We start from the raw sequence: 19,720 nt of genomic DNA on the forward strand, positions 1-19,720 counted from the left end.
GTTATGATTAAGAAGTTATTGATTGCCAACCGTGGCGAGATTGCCCTGCGTATCGTGCGTGCGTGCAAACAGCTTGGTATACAGACGGTGGGCGTGTATTCATCGGCGGACAAGGATTTGATGCACCTGCGGTTTTGTGATGAAGCAGTCTGCATTGGCGATGCCCCATCCACCCAAAGCTATCTGTCCATCCCTGCCATCTTGACTGCTGCCGAGATAACAGGGGCGGATGCCATTCACCCTGGTTATGGCTTTTTGTCCGAGAATGCCGACTTTGCCGAGCAGGTCGAAGAAGCAGGGCTGACTTTTGTAGGCCCCCACCCTGACCACATCCGCCTGATGGGTAACAAGGTCTCTGCCATCAACGCCATGAAAAAAGCAGGTGTACCAACCGTTCCTGGCTCACAAGGCACCATCACCCTACACAATGCCGAAGAGCAGGCTCGTGCCATTGGCTTTCCACTCATCATCAAGGCAGCAGCTGGGGGGGGTGGTCGTGGCATGCGTGTGGTTGAACGTTTTGAAGAGCTTATCAATCAAGTCCAAGCCGCCAAAACCGAAGCCAAAAACGCCTTTGGCGATGATACGGTCTATATGGAGCGGTTTTTGAAAAACCCACGCCACGTAGAAGTCCAAGTCCTAGGCGACGGCAATGGCAACGCCCTACACCTGTTTGACCGTGACTGCTCACTACAACGCCGTCACCAAAAGGTGCTAGAAGAAGCCCCTGCCCCTGGCATTGCTGATGACATCAAACAGCCAATTTTGGATGCGTGCGTGCGTGCGTGCGAACAAATTGGCTATCGTGGGGCAGGAACATTTGAATTTTTGTATGAAAACGAGCAGTTTTTCTTTATTGAGATGAATACTCGTGTACAGGTTGAACACCCTGTTACCGAGATGATTACTGGCATTGATATCATTGTTGAACAGCTTAAAATCGCCGCAGGTTATGGTCTGTCTTACCATCAAGATGAGATTACCATTCGTGGGCATGCCATGGAGTGTCGCATCAATGCCGAAGACCCCAAAACCTTTATGCCCTGCCCTGGTCGCATTGATAATCTATTCGCCCCCAGTGGTGCTGGCGTGCGTTTTGACAGTCATTTGTATCAAGGATACAGTATTCCCAGCTACTATGATTCAATGATTGGTAAGCTCATCTGTCATGCCCAAACTCGCAAGCAGGTCGTACAAAAAATGCGACACGCCCTAGACGAACTCATCATCGAAGGCATTAAAACCAACGCCACTTTGCACCGTGATGTGATATTACAAGATGAAGCCTTTACCGAAGATGCTCAAAACATTCATTATCTGGAAAATCATTTGTTAAAGAATGATTGTAAATGACCAAAAGGCTGTGAATATGCCACAGCCTTTTGTTTTATGAATAAAACTAGGGCGTGCCTGCCTTTTATATTTGCAATGAAAATCACGAAAAATCGCACGTTTTTCAAGGAAAAAGCGAAGTTTGATGGTCGTTCTATCAAACGAGCTTTTGACTTCGAGCCACAAGATTTAGCCATTTTTCATGCAAAAACGATTGGTTTATTTCTAAAATATTTCTATATTGTAAATAGTGTTATAAAAGGCAGGCACGCCCTACTTACTTATTTAACCACACCCCTAGAACTTTTTCTCAACACTGACAAATGACTGCACACCATCACGAGAATACAAATCCGCCATGTTACTGTCTATCTTGCGGTAGTTAATATTAAGATTTGGTACAAAGCCTTTGTATTGCCAATTATCATACCACAGTGCTGTTTGTAGATAATATTCATCATCTTGACGGACAAAACCATAAAGCAGCTGTTCGGGCGCGTCAAATTTTCGTTTGGCATAACGCACCGACACACGTCCGCCCATGCCATTATCCATCTCACTTAGCACACCCAAATTTATGCCATGACGCACAGACGCAACCTCTTTATCCTTAGTGTCATCATCGGTAATGTCCACCCCACCAAAAACCATCAAGCTCGGCGTTAATACGTAGCGATAACTGGCACTCACACGACGGACATCACTGTCATAACGCTCTGCCAGTCGCTTCTCATCATAGTATCGTTTGGCGTATTGCACGCCTGCCCCCACATGAAGTTTTGAGCTGATACGGCGATTGATGTTTGCCTTGATGCCTGTTTCATATTGATAAGGCTTATCATCAAGCCATGTATGATTTAAAAATGGCACAACGCTAACATTACCACGCACGTTTTGGTGCTTATATCCCAGCCCAAGCGTGGCGGTTTGTTCATCATATTCAGGCTTATTCCAATAATGCACCCCATCAATGCCTGCATTGGCGGTTAGGTAGTGATTGGCTCTAAGCTGTTTGTCTTTGGCGATGTCAAAGCCATATCGCACCCCTGTGGCTTTTTGGGGCAGACTCTCAGCGGTTTTTTTCCATGTCTTGCCTTGCCATCTGACTTGGGTGGCAGGTGAGGCGTTATTGACGTTATCGGTTTTTTCATAATTGACATTAAAACTTGTGTTCGCTTTATTGCGTTTATCAATTTGGTCAAGATAACGTTCGGTCAATGCCTGCATGTCAGCATTTAGCAAAGGCTTAACTGCCATCAGCTCTGATTTGGCTTCATCATACCGCTTATCTTCAAAGAGCATGAGCGCAAGGTCAAAACGGACATAATGAAAATCAGGATTGTCCGCCAGCATTTGCCGATACACTGCTATCGCCCGATGATGATTAAATTGTGAGCGATGCCATGCCCCCAGTGCATATTGGTATAGTATGGGGTCATATTCTGCTGATGATTGATAGGTGTGTAGCAGCCCATCAAGCGATTGCCAATCTTTTGCCACAATCGCCCGATTAATCTGCCCTGTCAGCCCATCACCTAGGTTTAGCGTACCTACTTTACCCATGTTAATCTCAGAGCCTGCCTTTTGTATCGGTGTGATGTCAGGGGGTTTTTCTAATGGCATGGCAATGTGCCGAACTTCTGCCAAACTGCCATACGCCACGACATCAGCCATCGCAGGAACACCCATGAGAGCAACGGCAGTCAAACCTAATTTTTTCATTTATTTTTCCTTGTAAATAAACACACAAAAAGCCGTACTCTCACGGCTTTTTGTGTCATATAGAACTATGAATTATTGTTTTTTACCGCCAAAAATACCTTTTGCTCCCTCATAAGAACTATTTTTTAATAACTCAACCTTGCCCACCACTTCCTCAGCGTTAGGTCCAAAAAATCCCAGCGTATAACCACCAATATTCTTATCATTCATCGCAATGGCGTTCACACCCTGCATGGTCATCGTATCGCCCAGCTCACTTGTGTGAGTGATTAGCTCAATACTTCCTTTGGTCAGTTCAATATCACTAGAATTGCTCAAACCACTAATGCTACCACTGCCTGTTTTTTCTACAAAATCCACATCATAGCTAAACTTACCTTGACTCATGCCAGCCGAAGTGGCGACCATGCCAGTGCCTGCGTAATTAAATGTGCCTGTTGTTGGTAGATTTTTGGTGGGATCGCCTTTGATGGCAAAATGCACCTCATCAATCTCCTCTCTTTGACCGTTGGCAACCATGTCCACATTATGAATGCCTGCCACCAACGAATAATCCTGCTGGAAAATATAAGCCTTGGAATTTCTGGTGATAGAGCCACGCTCACCCGCCACTGTCCCTGTTACCGTTTCGGTAATTTTATGCGTGCTGTGTCCTTTGTCATATTGACCTAGGTTGATGTCGCTCGTTTGAGGTTTACCATCAATGGTTAAAGAATAACTCATGTTCGTAGGAGCTACGCCCAGCTCACTTCTCACATATGCCACCGCATCCGCCTCTGCCCCTGCTTTGAGTGAGCCATAGCTGACGGTATTATCCCAGGTAGGTTGTGGCGTTGGATTGCTTGGATTGCTTGGATTGCTTGGATTGCTTGGGTTAGTTGGGTTGCTTGGCGTGGTGGTGGTCGGTTTTACCAACTCGGTTGGTTTTTTCACTTGATAATGACCATCATTACAAGCTGTCATCAATGTAGCTACCGCTAGGGCAAGCGAAGTTAAGGCGATGTGTTTGATTTTCATGGCAAATCCTTAAAAAAATGGTGGTGTTGTTTTTAAAAAACCACTCAAAATCACTGTTGATTTATCGGTTTTTGTTGCCCCTTAACAAGTTTGGAATCAACAAAAAACCTCAAAAATCTCAGCACGAAACAACACCACACGAACGAATAAATTAACAAAAAAGGGCAATTAATAAACATTATCACCAAAATGTGTATTAATGCTACTAATTAACCCTATTTTCTAACAAAATAGAAATATTGTCAATATATTGTTTTTTTTTAGCGTTATTTTGTATAGTTTTTGTAATTTTATATTTCTATAATATTACAATATAAACCATAAAAACACGCTTGATGCTCACACACCATTGCCACCCACAATCTCCTCCACGCCCAGCATCTGCAAAAATGCGTCTGTGCCTGAGGAGCGGGTAAGATTGGGGTTAATAACCAGTCCCAAATGTCGCTGTAATTCGATGTTTTCTTTTAAATCAATCTTTACCAAATCTTGATTAATGAGTGTCTCAGGCAAAACCGACCAGCCCAGTCCCACCGACACAAGCATACGAATGGATTCTAACGGATTGGTACTCATGGTGGCAAAGGGACGCAGATTGTGCTTGTTAAATTCCGACAGCGTGATTTGACTGGTAAAAGTATTCGCCGCAGGCAAAATGGCGGGGTGGCGAGCCAATTGCAGTAGGCTGACATTGGACTTTTGAGCCAATGGACTTAGCACGCCTGCCACAAAATACAAGGGGTCAGACCACAGCGTATGATAAGCAAGCCGTCTGTCAAAGGTTGGGGGTAAGGTCAAAAATGCCAATGCCACATCGCCTTCTAGCACCGCCTTGTGTGCCGTCTCGCTGTCCATGAACTGCACTTCTAGCTGAACAGACGGATAGGTTTGAATAAACTGCTTTAAGACAGGGGGCAGGTGGTGCAGTCCAATATGGTGACTTGTACCGATGACCAATCGCCCTGTCGCCACTTCCTTTGAGTAGAGCAGACTGGCTTTACAAATCTCATAGTCTTCAAGCCATTTTTTGGCGTAGGGCAGTAGCTCATGAGCCGATGCCGTAGGGATAATGCCACGCCCGATGGTGTCAAACAGTGCCGTACCAAACTCATCTTCTAAGCTCTTAATCCGCTTAGAGACGGCAGGTTGGGTAATAAACAGTTTCTCGGCAGCACCTGAGATACTGCCAGTTTGCATGACAGTGATGAACGTGGATAAATTGGTGGTATTCATGTCGCACTCCTGCGTAAATGATTATCGTATTATGACAAAGTTGTCAGTGCAATATTATATCAAATTTTTGGGGATTGGTAATAACTTTATTTACTTTTGGTTATGTTTTTTAAAAAATAAATAAGACAAAATGATGATAGACATCGGTTTGGATGAGTTTTTTGATAAATCATTGACATCACTCCCACCCCTGACAAATTGTGATACAATATTAGGGCGTATTGAACATTGGTATTTGCAATGAAAAATGAGAAAANNGGATTTTGACGTAGAAAAACCAGATTTAGCCATTTTTCATGCAAAAAATTGATTTAAAATGTTAAGTTTTTACCTTATTTTATAAAATGTTATCAATGGTAGGCACGCCCTATGTTACCTACTATCTTTGATGATGTCATGACCGCCCACAACCCCACTTTTACCCAGAAATTCACCATTGCCATGATTGGCTTTTTTGCCTTTTTACAGGTCTATTCGGTGCAGGCGATTTTGCCGGTACTCATGCAGGACTTGCAGGCGAGCGAAGTGCAAGTGGGGCTGGCGGTCGGAGCAACAGTCATGGCGATTGCCCTGATGTCGCCTTTTATGGGCATGCTCTCGGATGCCTTTGGGCGACGGCGGTTTATCATCGGCTCATTACTCATACTCGCCATTCCTACTTTTATGGTCGGCATGGCAGGGTCGGTGGACGGGCTGACGTTTTGGCGGTTTTTGCAGGGGCTTGCCGTCCCCGGTATCACGGTGGTACTCATTGCCTACATTGGCGAAGAGTACGGTGACAACATCGCTGGCATGATGAGCCTGTATGTGGCAGGCACGGTGCTGGGCGGATTTAGCGGACGGTTCTTTGCAGGGCATTTGCACGAATGGATAGGTTGGCGGTGGGGCTATGGGGTCATGGCGGGGCTGACCTTGGTGGGGGCGGTGTGGGTACTAAAAAGCCTGCCCAAATCACAACATTTTAAAAAAAGCCAAAACTTCCAAGACGCCCTACGCCTGCTCTTGTCCCACACCAAAAACCGCCATGTCATGAGTGCCTGCCTGCTCGGTGGCTGTGTGCTGTTTAGCTTGGTGGGCTGTTTTACCTTTATCAACTTACACTTAGCCGATGCCCCTTATCGGCTGTCAGCGTCTCATCTGGCTAACATCTTCGCCCTGTATCTTATCGGCATGGTCATCACCCCCTTGTCCGCCAAAATCATCGCTCGCTTTGGCATGACCAATACCATCATCTTTGCCGTCATCTGCTCCATCACAGGACTGTTCATCACTTTATCCGCCCCCCTAGCACTCATCATCATCGGCTTGACCATCATGTCATCAGGGGTATTTATCACGCAGTCGGCGACCATCAGCTACATCGCAAGCCACGTCAAAGAAGGGCGTTCGTTGGCGTCAGGACTGTACTACATGGGCTACTATGGTGGGGGCAGTGTCGGGGCATGGGTCTGTGCCATCGCCTATGCTCATGGTGGATGGCTCTATGCCGTGCTGACCATCTTTGGCGTGCAACTGCTGGCGTTGGGCGTGGTAATCGGGCTTATGAAAAAGGCGTGATGATAAGATGATAATGGGCATTATTCAATTAAGAGCTTTTAAATAAAGGCATGCCCTATTCTCAACTTTATATAAACGATTGATTTATCAAGGGCGAATGTGATTCACCCCTACAATGCCAAAATAATTATTGAACAATCAATGCGTTAGTGTTTTAAGTTGAGAATGAAGTAAAGGCATATAAAAAATTACACCCCCCAAAAAATCATCATCTGACACAGGGTAGATGACAATTTACCCAATTTGCACATAAATCTACCCATCTTTACCGAATTTTTGCTACAATAGTAGGGCGTTTATTTTTTCCTTTTATTTTTTAGCATTTATGAACAACACTTACGACAGTCGCACGCAGGCGGATTTTTCTGACGAGCCAGCAGGATTTGAGCAAACAGGGTTCGCCTTTGAAAACGAAAATTTGTTTGACAACATCACCACCAGCATTCAAAACGCCCTAACCAACATCAAACACAGCTACACCACAACCGCAGGCGATTTGGTTGATGAGATTTATGTAACTGGCAGTCAAGAGCAGATTAATGATGCCCTAAATCAGTTTGTGGTACAAAATGTAGGCATGGTGCTAGATTTGCACCTTGAACTGTTTGACGGCTTTTTAAGGCTTTACTGCACGGCGGACGTGTTAGATATGCACTTGTCCGTTGCCAGCAACTTTAAACTCACCGAAGCCCGTCTTGACCGTCATGTTCAGCGGTTTGCCTTTGAACAAATCTCCAACACCGACATCATCACCTTGCACAGCAAATCATGGTGGAAAACCCCTGCCATCAAGTTTGCCGTGCCTGCCTATCGCACCCTACTTAGAAAAGACCCCCTGCCCTTTTTGTTGTCGCTATCGCCCAAACTCAAAGGCAAGCCCTTTATTGAATACAAGGGCAACGTCATCTACCTAGAAATCGGACGTTGGCTCCCTGATGACATCAAAGGCTACTTAAAAAAAGCTCAGGTCAATCACGCCATCGTCAAAAAAGAGCAACTGGTACTAAAAGTACAGCCCAACTTTGGCGACATATTAAGCCTAGGCGACCCAAACAGCCCCATCATCACCGAAAAAGACAATCCCAATCAGGCGGATGACAAAGAAGTCTAATGGAACTCATTATGTTTATTGGCTTGCAAGGAGCGGGCAAAAGTACATTCTATAAAGAGCGGTTTGTTGATACGCACATACGCTTAAATGGCGATATGCTCAAAACCGCCCACCGTGAAAAACTGCTGTTTAGGGCGTGCCTAGACAGCAAAACCCCAACCGTGATAGACAAAACCAATCCGACCAGAGATGTCCGAGCGGATTATATCCGTTTGGCAAAGGTTCATCATTTTAAGGTCATCGCCTATTATTTTGATGTGCCGTTTGATGTGGCACTTGCCAATAACAACCAACGACACGGCAAAGCCAAAATCCCCGAAGTAGGACTAAAATCAGTTGCCAAAGTGCTGACCCACCCTGACTTTGATGAAGGTTTTGATGAGATTTTTGTGGTAAAAAATATCAGTGGCGACTTTGAAGTACAGGAGTATGTATGCGATTTGACGAATTAGACACAAGGTTACGCCAATACGAAACCTTACATGACAGTTTTGTTTTGCCAGATGTTCACATGGTGGTGCGACTAGACGGTCGGGGCTTTACCAAAAAGGCGGACGATGTTTGGCGACTCAACCGCCCCTTTGATGACACCTTTCATCACGCCATGACCAAAACCACCGAACATCTCATGAATACTGGCTTTCGTGTGGTCTATGGCTACACCCAAAGCGATGAGATTTCTTTGCTACTACACATCGATGACGACAGTTTTAATCGCAAAACTCGCAAAATCATCTCACTACTGGCAGGTGAAGCAAGCGGAGTGTTTAGCCTTATCATGAACGCCCCTGCCAGTTTTGACGCTCGCATTTGTGAATTGCCAAATAAAGCATTGGTGCAGGATTATTTTAGCTGGCGACAAGAAGACGCTCACAGAAACGCCTTAAACACACATTGCTACTGGCTACTTAGAAAACAAGGACAATCACCAAAGGCAAGTGCTGATTTTTTATTACACAAATCAGTGGGCGAAAAGCACGAACTGTTATTTCAAAACGGCATTAATTTTAATGACATACCGCCTTGGCAAAAGCGTGGTGTGGGGATATATTGGCAAGATACTCACAAAGATGGCTTTAATCCCAAAACAGGCGAGCAGACAGTCGCCTTACGCAGAACCTTGGTCGTTGATGACAATCTACCCATTTATGATGAGTATCGTGAGATGATTGGGGGCATGCTTGGCTGATTTTAATCTTTAAAACACTTCATTCTCAACTTAAAATGGCGACTCATTGATTATTTGATAATTATTTTTCGGGTTGTAGGGACGAATTGTAATTCGCCCTTGATAAATCAATCACTCATGTGAAGTTGAGAATGGGGTTTTAAAATTTTATCCTATATCAAGAGCAGATGTGATTTATCCCAACAACCCAAAAACAATCATTGAAAAATCAATAAGTTATAACTTTAAATTGAGATTTAAGTTGAGATTGAAACAAAACAATGCATTTTAAATAGGATTATTCATCAATTCTACCTTTAAACTGATTTATCGGGACAAACGACAATTTGCCCCATGGTAAGGCAAAAGTAGCTAAAATTGGAGCATGTCCTTTAAAATTTATCACATCCCTTTTTATACCCCTTTAAAAAATCAAGCCCAACCCCCATTTAGCACCCAACTGTGTTATAATTGACCGTTTCAATCACTTTTAGGCATGAGCGAGAACCCATGAGCGAACATTCTACTTCCCAATTAGCCGCCCTTATTCAGCTTGGCAAAGAACAAGGCTATCTGACCTATGCCGAGATTAACGACCAACTGCCCGAATCTGTCACCGAAAGCGACCAAGTAGAAGACATCATCGCCATACTGACGGACGTGGGCATTGCCATTTATGAAGTCGCCCCTGATGAAGATGACATCATTTTGGCAAACTCAGGCAGCGATGACGACATGGCAGCCGATGAAGCGGCGGCGGTGTTAGCCAGCGTTGAGACCGAACCGGGGCGTACCACCGACCCTGTGCGTATGTACATGCGTGAGATGGGGACAGTAGATTTGCTTTCTCGAGATGGCGAGATTAGTATCGCCAAACGTATCGAAGAAGGCACCCGAGAAGTGCAGTACATCATGGCGTACTGGCCTGGCACGGTCAAGTTTGTCCTTGATGAGTACGCACAAGTACAAACGGGCGAGAAAAAAATCTCTGATGTGGTCACAGGCTTTTTATCCCTAGATGACAGCGATTTTGAAATCCAAGAGAACGACACAGAGATTGACCTAAAAATCAGTGAAGCCGATGATGACAGCGATACCGAAGAAGAAGATGACAACGGCATGAGCATGGACGCTGACAGCGATGACAGCAGTCTTGACCCCGAAGAAGTCAAAGCCCGCTTTGATGAGATTCAAAGCCTGTTTGACAATGCCAAAAAAATGCTTGAAAAGCATGGACGTAACAGCGAAAAAGCCAAATCTGCCTATGATGAGCTTGCCACTCGCTTTATGCTCATCAAACTCAACAACCGCCTATCTGACCAAATCATGGCACTCATGCGTGAAGTCTATGAAGACGTGCGTGCCACCGAACGACAAATCATGCGACTGGTTATTCGTAAAGGCAAAATGCCCCTTGATGAGTTCAAAAAAACCTTCCCCAGTAACGAAACCAACATTGACTGGCTGGCTCACCGTATTGATGGCAAGCCCGCCTTCGCTGGCACCTTAGAAGCGGTCATGCCTGATGTTATTGCCTTGCAAAAGAAAATCTTGGCACACGAAGAAAACCTGCAAATGAACATCAAAGACATGAAAGCCGTGGCTCGCCAAATGGCAATCGGGGAAGCCAAAGCTCGTCGTGCCAAAAAAGACATGGTCGAAGCCAACTTACGTCTGGTTATCTCCATCGCCAAAAAATACACCAACCGTGGCTTACAGTTCCTTGACCTTATCCAAGAAGGCAACATCGGTCTCATGAAAGCGGTAGATAAATTTGAATACCGCCGTGGTTATAAGTTCTCAACCTATGCCACGTGGTGGATTCGTCAAGCCATCACTCGCTCCATCGCCGACCAAGCACGCACCATTCGTATCCCTGTACACATGATTGAGACGATTAACAAAATCAATCGTGTCAGCCGTCAGCTACTCCAAGAAATGGGGCGTGAACCCACCCCCGAAGAGTTGGGCGAACGTCTTGACATGGACGAAGCCAAAGTGCGTAAAGTCCTAAAAATCGCCAAAGAGCCGATTTCCATGGAAACCCCCATCGGCGATGATGAAGACAGCCACCTAGGCGACTTTATCGAAGACAGCACCATTTCAAGCCCTGTTGAGAGTGCCACTGCCGAAGGTCTGCGTGAAGCCACCCGAGAAGTGCTAGACAACCTAACCGAACGTGAAGCCAAAGTACTCAAAATGCGGTTTGGTATTGACATGGCGTCTGACCATACCTTAGAAGAAGTAGGCAAGCAGTTCGATGTTACTCGTGAGCGTATCCGCCAAATCGAAGCCAAGGCACTTAGAAAACTTCGCCACCCATCTCGCTCCGAGCATTTGCGTTCGTTCTTGGAAAATGATTGATTTTTAAAACACCCAAAACAACCACCACAGTGTGGTTATTTTTACGCTTGAAAAAAGCGACCGATACCCCCATTTATTCCTAAATTCATCTATTTATTATTATCATGACCACCAAACTCACCAATCTAAACATCGCTCCTACCGTGAACGCCAAACGCACCGAAATCCAAAACCCCGAGCTGTGGCAATTCCCCATGGACTACCCCATGAGTATCATCGGGCATGAAGGCGAGCATGACAGCCTACGCCATGAAGTCACGCTTATTTTGGCAGAGATTTTCCCTGATTTTGACACCGCCAGCATGGTCGTTCGCCCATCCAAGACAGGACGATTTCACGCCCTACGAGTCAATCTACACCTAACATCTGCCGATGAAGTCAATCGCCTATACACCGCCCTTGATAAAGCCAAAACAGTCAAGACCGCTGTCTAATGCTTTACATACGTTTACCAAAGACCACTTGCAAGAGTTGGTCTTTTTTTATAAACTTTAAAACACCACAGCCTATTTATCTCATTTACTCTTATCTTACTCATCTAAATAACCACCATGCACACCATACCCCCCAAGCCCCCAACCACCCTACGCATTTTACACACATCCGACTGGCACATCGGCAAACGCCTGTTTAACCACACCCGATATGATGAATTTGAAGCCTTTTTAGACTGGCTACACACCGCCATCAGCACCCATGACGTGGACGCACTCATCGTAGCAGGCGACATCTTTGACACCGCTACCCCCAGTAACAAAGCCCAAGAGCTGTATTATGAATTTTTGGGCAAAGTCGCCAAAAGCCCCTGTCAACACGTCATCATCACCGCAGGCAACCACGACAGCCCCACCTTTTTGGACGCCCCCAAAGCCATTTTAAAAACACTCAACGTCCAAGTCGTCGGACAAGCCACCGCTGACATCCATGATGAAATACTGCTATTAAAAGACAATTTAAAAGACAATTTAGACATCGTGCGTGCCATCGTCCTTGCCGTGCCTTATCTGCGTGACAAAGACGTCAGGACGGGCGGTAGTTTTGAGCTGACAGGACAGCGAGACACCGAGACCGCCCAAGGCATTGCCAAGCATTACCAAAGCCTTGCCGACCATGCCATCGCCTTGCGAGATGAATACCAAGCAAGCCCAAATCAGCCCCCCATCCCCATCATTGCCACTGGTCATCTGTTTAGTGCAGGGGCGAGCGTGTCATCGGATGATGACGGCATGCGAAAAGAGACCTTTGTCGGCACGCTCGGGCAACTGCCTGCCAGCATTTTTGCCGATGACATCAACTATGTCGCCCTAGGACACATCCATGCCTCACAAACGGTCGCAGGGCAAGACCGCATTCGCTACTGTGGCTCGCCCATTGCCATGGGGTTTGGCGAGATTGGTAAGGATAAGCAGGTCTTGATTGTTGATTTTGACCCCGCCACAGAGAACACCCCCCACATTCATGCCTTGACCGTACCTGTCTTTACCAAACTGGTGAGACTACAAGGCGACACCGACAGCATTAAGCACGCCTTACGCCCCCTAATCGCCGAAAACCAGACCATCTATGCCGAGATTATCTATGACGGGCAGGCGTTAGAGCCGAATTTTGCCAAGGACATCAAAGCCTTTTTGACAGACACCAACGTCCTACCCCTAAACATCCAAAACAACACCCAACGCAGGCACGTCTTACAAAGCACCCATCATGGCGAAAACCTAAAACAACTCACAACCATGGACGTGTTTGAGCGACTCTTAGATAGACGAGCGGTGAGTGATGATGAAAAAGATGAGCTAAAAGTCGCCTATCAGCACATCATCCAAGCCATTCATGAGCAGGACGTGCAGGCGGACTGACGGCGTATGGCTTGGTTTGCCTGCCATCTCACTTATTTTATCCGACTGATTTTGACCCAACTTATTTTAAAGTCATTTTACCAATTTATTTTGCCATTTATTCATCCAAAACATCATGAAAATACTTTCTTTATCATTTAGCAATCTTAACTCTTTAAAAGGCAACTGGCACATTGATTTTACCGATGACGCCTTTGTCAATAACGGACTGTTTGCCATCACAGGACAAACAGGGGCGGGCAAGACCACGATACTAGACGCCATCTGCCTTGCCATCTATGGACAAACGCCAAGGATTAGCACCATCAGCAACACCCAAAACGAACTCATGAGCGTAGATAGGGGCGACTGCCACAGCGAAGTGGTGCTACTCATGAATGAGAGTATGGGCGATAAGCTCTATCGGTTCAGCTTTGAACAGCGACGGGCAAATAAAAAGTCAGAAGGCAAATTACAACCCATCAAACGCCAAATCAGCCTACTGACCGACCCATCCGATGAAGGAGTTATCATCGAGACCAAGCCGAGCGTGTGCGACAAAAAAGCCATAGAAATCATGCACATGAACTTTGAGCAGTTTACCCGTTCGGTCATGCTCGCCCAAGGCAATTTCTCTGCTTTTTTAAAAGCCGAAGCCAACGAAAAAGGCGAAATCCTAGAACAAATCACCGGCACGCACATCTACGCCAAAATCAGCCAAAAAGCCTTTGACGTGCATAAGCAAAAAAAGGAAGAGCTGCACCAATTAGAGCAAAAAGTAGGCGACATCGATGTTATGGATGATGAGCATTTCTCCGCTTTGGAGCGACGTATCAGCGATGATGACGCCCGTCTTCGTGACACCCAAACGAGCCTGCAACACCTAGACGCCATCATCGGCTGGCACCAAGACCAAGTCCAAGTCCAAGCCCACATCACCAAGCACCAAGCGGACATTGTGACCGCCCAGACAGACATCCAAGCCTTTGATAAGTCAGCAACTCGCTTACGCCTTGCCAGTCTGGCTCATGAGCTATCGCCCATCTACCAAGAACTCACCCGTGAACGCCACACCCTAACCCACACCCATACCGCCCTAGCCGAGCTACAAAACGCCCTGCCCGAGCTAATGCAAGAACAGCAAACTCGACAAGCACAAAAGGACAACTATTATCAAACCCTGACCACCCACAAAGCCCAGTATGAACAAGCCCTACCCCTGTTCAAACAAGTGCGAACGCTAGATAACATCATCGCTCAGGACAAATCGGCAATCGATAAAATCAGCCACACCATCACGGACGAGCAGACGATGATAGCTAATGCCAAGCAGGCGATATCAGCACTACACAGTCAGCAGGATGAGTACCAGGCAACACTGCACGCCATCAATGACCGCCATCAACACATGGCACACCATCCTAACATCAAACAGGACGTGGGCGTGCTGTCGGGTCATGAACGTGAGCTTGGCACCAATCTGGCACAACTTCGTCAGCACGCCCAAAAACTGTGCGCCCAAACCGATGAGTTGCACCAAAAAAACCAACAAATCAATGATAAACGAGACGAACTGCGAACCCAAAAAGAGCAGTTAGCCCAAAGCGAGCATGACCATCAAGTCCTTATCGGGCAAATCAGCGAACTGTTACAAACATCGCTAATGCTGTCTGATATTGACAATGACAAATTGGCGTATTATGGCACGCATTTTCAAGATGGAATTCATCACATCAAAGAGCTGTCGCATTTGACTCACACCCTTAGCCAGCATGAAGAGAGCCACAGACAGCTAAATGAGCAACTTCATGAACTAAGCACTCGCCTGCATGACAATGCCGAGCAGGAGCAAACCGCCCTGTCTGTCATTTCTGCCCTAAACGAGCAAATCGCCCAAGAGCAAAACACCTTATCCACCCTACAACAGCATTATGACACCCAGCAACAGCTCATCGCCCTAAAAGAACATCATGCCAAGCTGACCGATAATGAACCCTGCCCGTTGTGTGGCTCATTATCGCACCCGTATGCTATTAATAACCCCTTTATCCATGATATTGATGACAGCACCAAAACCGCCATCGCCCACACCACTCAAAAAATAGAAACGCATAAAGAAAACCTGCAAGCTCATAAAGAAACACTTGCCAATGTCACCAGCACAAAAATGTATTATGGCGAGCAACAACAAACATTAACAGCACAAAAAAATGAAATCATCACCAATATAAACCATAATTATCAAACCATCATCGCACAGGATACAATAAAAAACGCCCATCATGAATTGCCCACGGCGTTAGATGATAATTCGCCCAAAATAAAAGAAGTCATTAATACATTAAATGACATCATTCATCAAACATTAGCCAGTTTAACTGGCAGTTATGATAACTATCATACATTACAGCACGCTTTTACCCAAAAAAGCCAAGAGCTTAGCACATTACGCCAAAATCTTGACATCATCACCCAAGACGGCAAAGCCCTAAAAAATCACATCCAAATCATCACAGAACAAACACAAGACACCAAATCCGCCATCGCTGATTATGAACAAAGTATTCATGAGCTTATCCATGCCATTAATACCAAATTAGAACCCTATCAAAAAGTCATTGATATTGATATGGATAATATTATTAATGTTATTAATAATATTAATAATAATGACAGCTACATATCATTATTAGCAAATATTCATCAGCATATTGGCGAGCTAACCCAAATCAGCCAAGACCATGACAATTACCACGCCCAAAAACAGCAATTAGAATCCGAGCTAAGTCACATTCAAATTCATCTGATCAACCAAACCAAACAATTAAATGACCATCAAGAAAAACTGCATGAATTAGAGCAAGAAAAAATATCTCTAACCCAGCACCATGACAGCCACACATCAGAGCGTGAAGCACTGTTTGGCACGGATAATGTCGATGACAAAGAAGCCACGCTACGCCAAGCGATAGATGAGAGCGAACGGGCGTTTCATGATAGCCAAGAGAGCCATCAAAAGTCCCAGCAAGCCCTATTAAGCCTAAATGAAAAAATCAGTCATCATCAAAGCCACATTGCCACGCTTGATAAACACATTAATGAATTACAACATAAGTTTAATGAATCACTGACAGACAAAGGTTTTAAAGACACCGATGAATTTTTATCGGCATGTATGGATAATGATGAACGCTTGGCATTAGCACAAACCGAGCAAAACCTGCATTATGCCTTAAAACAAGCCCGTGATAATCTTAACTATTGGGAGCATAAGCTAGATGACATCATGACTACCAAGCCTAATGATAAAGTTTTGGCAGATATTTTAAAAGACATGGATAAACAACATGAACCCAATACAACAAATGACAAACCGCAAAACATGACATTGGATGAATTAAAACACCACAAAGAGCAATTACAAAGCCGTCATTATGCACAGCTAACCGCCTTTGGTGAGCAAAAACAGCTATTTGTAAATGCCAAGGACAGTAGAGAAAAGCACGGTTCTTTGATGAATTTAATCAGTCAAAAACAGCAGGATTTACTGGTATGGGCAAAGCTCGATGAACTCATCGGTTCCAAAGAAGGCATAAAATACCGCAATTTCGTCCAAGGGCTGACCTTAGAGCTTATGCTCCATCACGCCAATGACGTCCTTAGTAAAATGGACAGTCGCTACGTCCTAACCCATGGCGATGATAAGATAAACAAAAGCCTTTTAGAGATAAATGTCATCGACACCGCCCAAGGCAGTGAGATTCGTAGCACCAAAAATCTCTCAGGGGGCGAGAGTTTTATTGTGTCATTGGCATTGGCAATGGGCTTATCACAAATGAGCAGTGAGAATGTCAGTATTAACTCATTGTTTTTAGATGAAGGTTTTGGCACATTAGATGATGAGATATTGGACATTGCGTTATCGGTATTATCATCATTAAAAGATACAGGTAAGATGATAGGAATTATCTCACACGTCCAATCATTAAAAGAACGCATTCCTACCCAAATCCACGTCAAAAAAATCGCTAATGGCGAAAGCAGATTATTAGGTTCGGGCGTGAGTTAGGCTTGGTATGATTTGGCAAATGATGTTAATTATTTTAAAAATTGGTTGGTAAAGCTAAATTTCTTTGATAAAAAAATTAATTCAAAGAAATTCATCCTTTGTCTTGACAAACTAATTTAAAATTATGATTAATACTTCAATATTAACTTAAAATGGCAACTTATTGATTGCCCAATAGTGATTTTTGGGTTATAGGGACAATTTATTCGCCCTTAATAAACAAATCACTTATACAAAGTTGATAATAAGCAGTTAATTGATAATCACAGCTGTTTAAATAAACCCATCATAAAAAGTCAAAAACAAATGGATGTATTATATTGCCAAAATATTACCGTTATGTTAATATAAAACAAAACCACATTTTTATTAGGAGTATGTGCCATGGCAACCGCCCCAAAAAAGCAGTCCACCACCAAATTTCGTGATGAATTCTCTGACACACTCTCTCGCTTAGAAGAGTTGGTTGAACACGCCAGTGCTGATGATTTGACCCAAATTGGAGTTCGCTTGGCGGAGTACCTACCTGCCACCAACGTCGCTCATCAACTAAGTAGCGAGCTGGGTGCGAGCAAATCCAAAGATACCGAACTTGCTCCCAACTGGCGTGAAGGCGGTTATCCTTATAAACATCGCATGAGCCGTAAAAACTACGAAGCCCAAAAGTACAAATTACAAATCGAACTTCTAAAACTACAACGCCACGTCAAAGAAACAGGACAAAAAATCGTCATCCTTTTTGAAGGACGTGACGCCGCTGGTAAAGGCGGTACCATCAAACGCTTTATGGAACACCTAAACCCCCGTGGTGCTAGGGTTGTCGCCCTAGAAAAGCCGACCGAGACCGAACGTGGGCAATGGTATTTTCAGCGTTATGTGCAGACCCTGCCCACCGCAGGCGAGATAGTGCTGTATGACCGTTCATGGTATAACCGTGCTGTGGTCGAGCGCGTCATGGGCTTTTGCAGTGATGATGAATATCACACCTTTATGGAGCAGGTGCCTGCCTTTGAAAAACACCTGACTCAGTCGGGCATTACGCTCATCAAGTTTTGGTTCTCGGTAAGTCGTGAAGAACAAAAAGTGCGTTTCTCTCGCCGTGAGCATGACCCCCTAAAACAGTGGAAGCTCTCGCCTGTGGACAAAGCGTCCCTTGACAAATGGGATGACTACACCATCGCCAAAGAAGCGATGTTCTTTGAGACCGACACGAGCGAATCGCCATGGATTGTCGTCAAATCCGACTGTAAAAAGCGTGCCAGACTCAACGCCATGCGTTATGTCCTAAACAAGCTAGACTATGCCGACAAAGACGACTCACAGATTGGCAACATCGACCCACTCATCGTGGGACGTGCAGGGGCGTTGTACGAGACTGACGAGCATAAGGATGTAAGTAAGCGACCCACCAAAAAATAAAATCCCACACCAAGCCGTCTGCCCCACTCATCAAACTTATCAATCTATCAAGGGCAGGCGGTTTTTGGCAATGCCATCGGCAAATCTAATATAATAAATCCCCACCCCAAACACGCCACATCATGTCCTTACTCACCGCCACCGCCCTATCCTACCACACCCCAGACCGTACCTTGCTTGATAACGTGTCTTTTGCCTTACATTACGGGCAAAAAGTCGCTCTGGTCGGTCGGTCAGGCTCTGGCAAATCGATATTATTACAAGCCCTAGCCGATTTGTTGCCTTTGGATAATGCCGTTACTGATAGGATTATGTTAAATAAAAATGGAAAATTAACACCCCTTAGCCAAATCTCCCCACCTGATTACCGCACTGCCGTTGCCCTATTTCATCAAACGCCTAGCCTATCGGACGGCACAGTACTAGATAACCTAACCGCCCCCTTTGGCTTTAAACATCATCAAAACAAAAAATTTGATAAAGACTGGCATTTACAACAACTTACCACGCTCGGCAAACATGACAATTTTATCAACCAATCCATCCACGAGCTATCAGGGGGTGAACGCCAAATCGTGAGTTTTTTGCGGACGTTGCAATTTAACCCAACGCTCGCCCTATTTGATGAAACCACGTCCGCCCTTGATGATGAGACGGCAAATTTGCTCATGAGACTCGTGCTAGATTGGCATGACAACCACAAAGCCCTGATTTGGGTTACGCACACGCCAAGCGAACAACAGGTGTTGGGGGCGGATTTGTGGCGTATGGATAATGGTATGTTGGCGGTGTAAATTGGCAATAACAAGATTTTAAGATTAATGTAGATTTGGGCGAATTGCAATTCGCCCCTACATCTACAAATAATAAAATATCAATTTAAATCAATAACT

General features: G+C 45.0%; 14 protein-coding genes. 11 read left to right on the forward strand and 3 right to left on the reverse strand.

Translation table 11 applies throughout. The features are described 5' to 3' along the window. Positions 1 to 3: 3 nt before the first annotated feature. Complete coding sequence (gene accC, locus B5J94_RS01595) at positions 4 to 1,353, forward strand: acetyl-CoA carboxylase biotin carboxylase subunit (protein ID WP_062499096.1); 1,350 nt, start codon at positions 4 to 6, stop codon at positions 1,351 to 1,353. A 276-nt stretch (positions 1,354 to 1,629) separates the two neighbouring features. Here accC and B5J94_RS01605 read toward each other — a convergent pair whose 3' ends face one another. The 3 genes from B5J94_RS01605 to B5J94_RS01615 all read right to left on the reverse strand — a co-directional run bounded on the left by B5J94_RS01605 (position 1,630) and on the right by B5J94_RS01615 (position 5,304). Further along, on the reverse strand, positions 1,630 to 3,054 hold the full coding sequence (locus tag B5J94_RS01605) for a surface lipoprotein assembly modifier (protein WP_062499095.1): 1,425 nt from the start codon (positions 3,052 to 3,054) through the stop codon (positions 1,630 to 1,632). 72 nt (positions 3,055 to 3,126) lie between these two features. Beyond that, complete coding sequence (locus tag B5J94_RS01610; RefSeq protein ID WP_062499094.1) at positions 3,127 to 4,071, reverse strand: factor H binding protein domain-containing protein; 945 nt, start codon at positions 4,069 to 4,071, stop codon at positions 3,127 to 3,129. A 339-nt stretch (positions 4,072 to 4,410) separates the two neighbouring features. Then, positions 4,411 to 5,304 carry a LysR family transcriptional regulator gene (locus B5J94_RS01615; protein WP_062499093.1) on the reverse strand — a complete coding sequence of 298 codons (894 nt, stop codon included), beginning with the start codon at positions 5,302 to 5,304 and terminating at the stop codon, positions 4,411 to 4,413. A gap of 396 nt (positions 5,305 to 5,700) precedes the next feature. Between B5J94_RS01615 and B5J94_RS01620 the strand changes: the two genes are divergently transcribed. The 10 genes from B5J94_RS01620 to B5J94_RS01665 all read left to right on the forward strand — a co-directional run bounded on the left by B5J94_RS01620 (position 5,701) and on the right by B5J94_RS01665 (position 19,621). After that, positions 5,701 to 6,861, forward strand: a complete 1,161-nt coding sequence (locus B5J94_RS01620) for an MFS transporter (protein WP_062499073.1) — start codon at positions 5,701 to 5,703, stop codon at positions 6,859 to 6,861. A gap of 325 nt (positions 6,862 to 7,186) precedes the next feature. Next, positions 7,187 to 7,972: a hypothetical protein gene (locus tag B5J94_RS01625; RefSeq protein WP_062499071.1), complete on the forward strand. Its 786-nt coding sequence runs from the start codon at positions 7,187 to 7,189 to the stop codon at positions 7,970 to 7,972. After that, a complete protein-coding gene (locus B5J94_RS01630; RefSeq protein ID WP_062499070.1) occupies positions 7,972 to 8,424 on the forward strand; it encodes an ATP-binding protein in 453 nt (150 codons plus the stop codon). The genes B5J94_RS01625 and B5J94_RS01630 overlap by 1 nt, the downstream gene beginning before the upstream one ends. Continuing rightward, the gene (locus B5J94_RS01635; protein ID WP_062499069.1) at positions 8,406 to 9,161 is read left to right on the forward strand and encodes a tRNA(His) guanylyltransferase Thg1 family protein; all 756 of its coding nucleotides are present in this window, start codon (positions 8,406 to 8,408) and stop codon (positions 9,159 to 9,161) included. The genes B5J94_RS01630 and B5J94_RS01635 overlap by 19 nt, the downstream gene beginning before the upstream one ends. A gap of 489 nt (positions 9,162 to 9,650) precedes the next feature. After that, positions 9,651 to 11,504: an RNA polymerase sigma factor RpoD gene (gene rpoD / locus B5J94_RS01640; protein WP_062499068.1), complete on the forward strand. Its 1,854-nt coding sequence runs from the start codon at positions 9,651 to 9,653 to the stop codon at positions 11,502 to 11,504. A 104-nt stretch (positions 11,505 to 11,608) separates the two neighbouring features. Further along, positions 11,609 to 11,938 (forward strand): YbeD family protein, encoded by a 330-nt coding sequence (locus tag B5J94_RS01645; protein WP_062499067.1) that lies wholly within the window; start codon positions 11,609 to 11,611, stop codon positions 11,936 to 11,938. 117 nt (positions 11,939 to 12,055) lie between these two features. Next, positions 12,056 to 13,360, forward strand: coding sequence for an exonuclease SbcCD subunit D C-terminal domain-containing protein (locus tag B5J94_RS01650; protein ID WP_062499066.1), 1,305 nt, complete (start codon positions 12,056 to 12,058; stop codon positions 13,358 to 13,360). Between the two features lie 115 nt (positions 13,361 to 13,475). Beyond that, on the forward strand, positions 13,476 to 17,408 hold the full coding sequence (locus B5J94_RS01655) for an AAA family ATPase (RefSeq protein ID WP_062499065.1): 3,933 nt from the start codon (positions 13,476 to 13,478) through the stop codon (positions 17,406 to 17,408). A 384-nt stretch (positions 17,409 to 17,792) separates the two neighbouring features. After that, positions 17,793 to 18,827, forward strand: coding sequence for a polyphosphate kinase 2 (ppk2, locus tag B5J94_RS01660; RefSeq protein ID WP_079363887.1), 1,035 nt, complete (start codon positions 17,793 to 17,795; stop codon positions 18,825 to 18,827). Positions 18,828 to 18,949: 122 nt separating this feature from the next. Next, complete coding sequence (locus B5J94_RS01665; protein WP_062499064.1) at positions 18,950 to 19,621, forward strand: ABC transporter ATP-binding protein; 672 nt, start codon at positions 18,950 to 18,952, stop codon at positions 19,619 to 19,621. The last annotated feature ends 99 nt before the right edge of the window (positions 19,622 to 19,720 follow it).

The organism is Moraxella lacunata (assembly GCF_002027545.1).
In the GTDB taxonomy this organism is placed as follows: Bacteria; Pseudomonadota; Gammaproteobacteria; order Pseudomonadales; family Moraxellaceae; genus Moraxella; species Moraxella lacunata.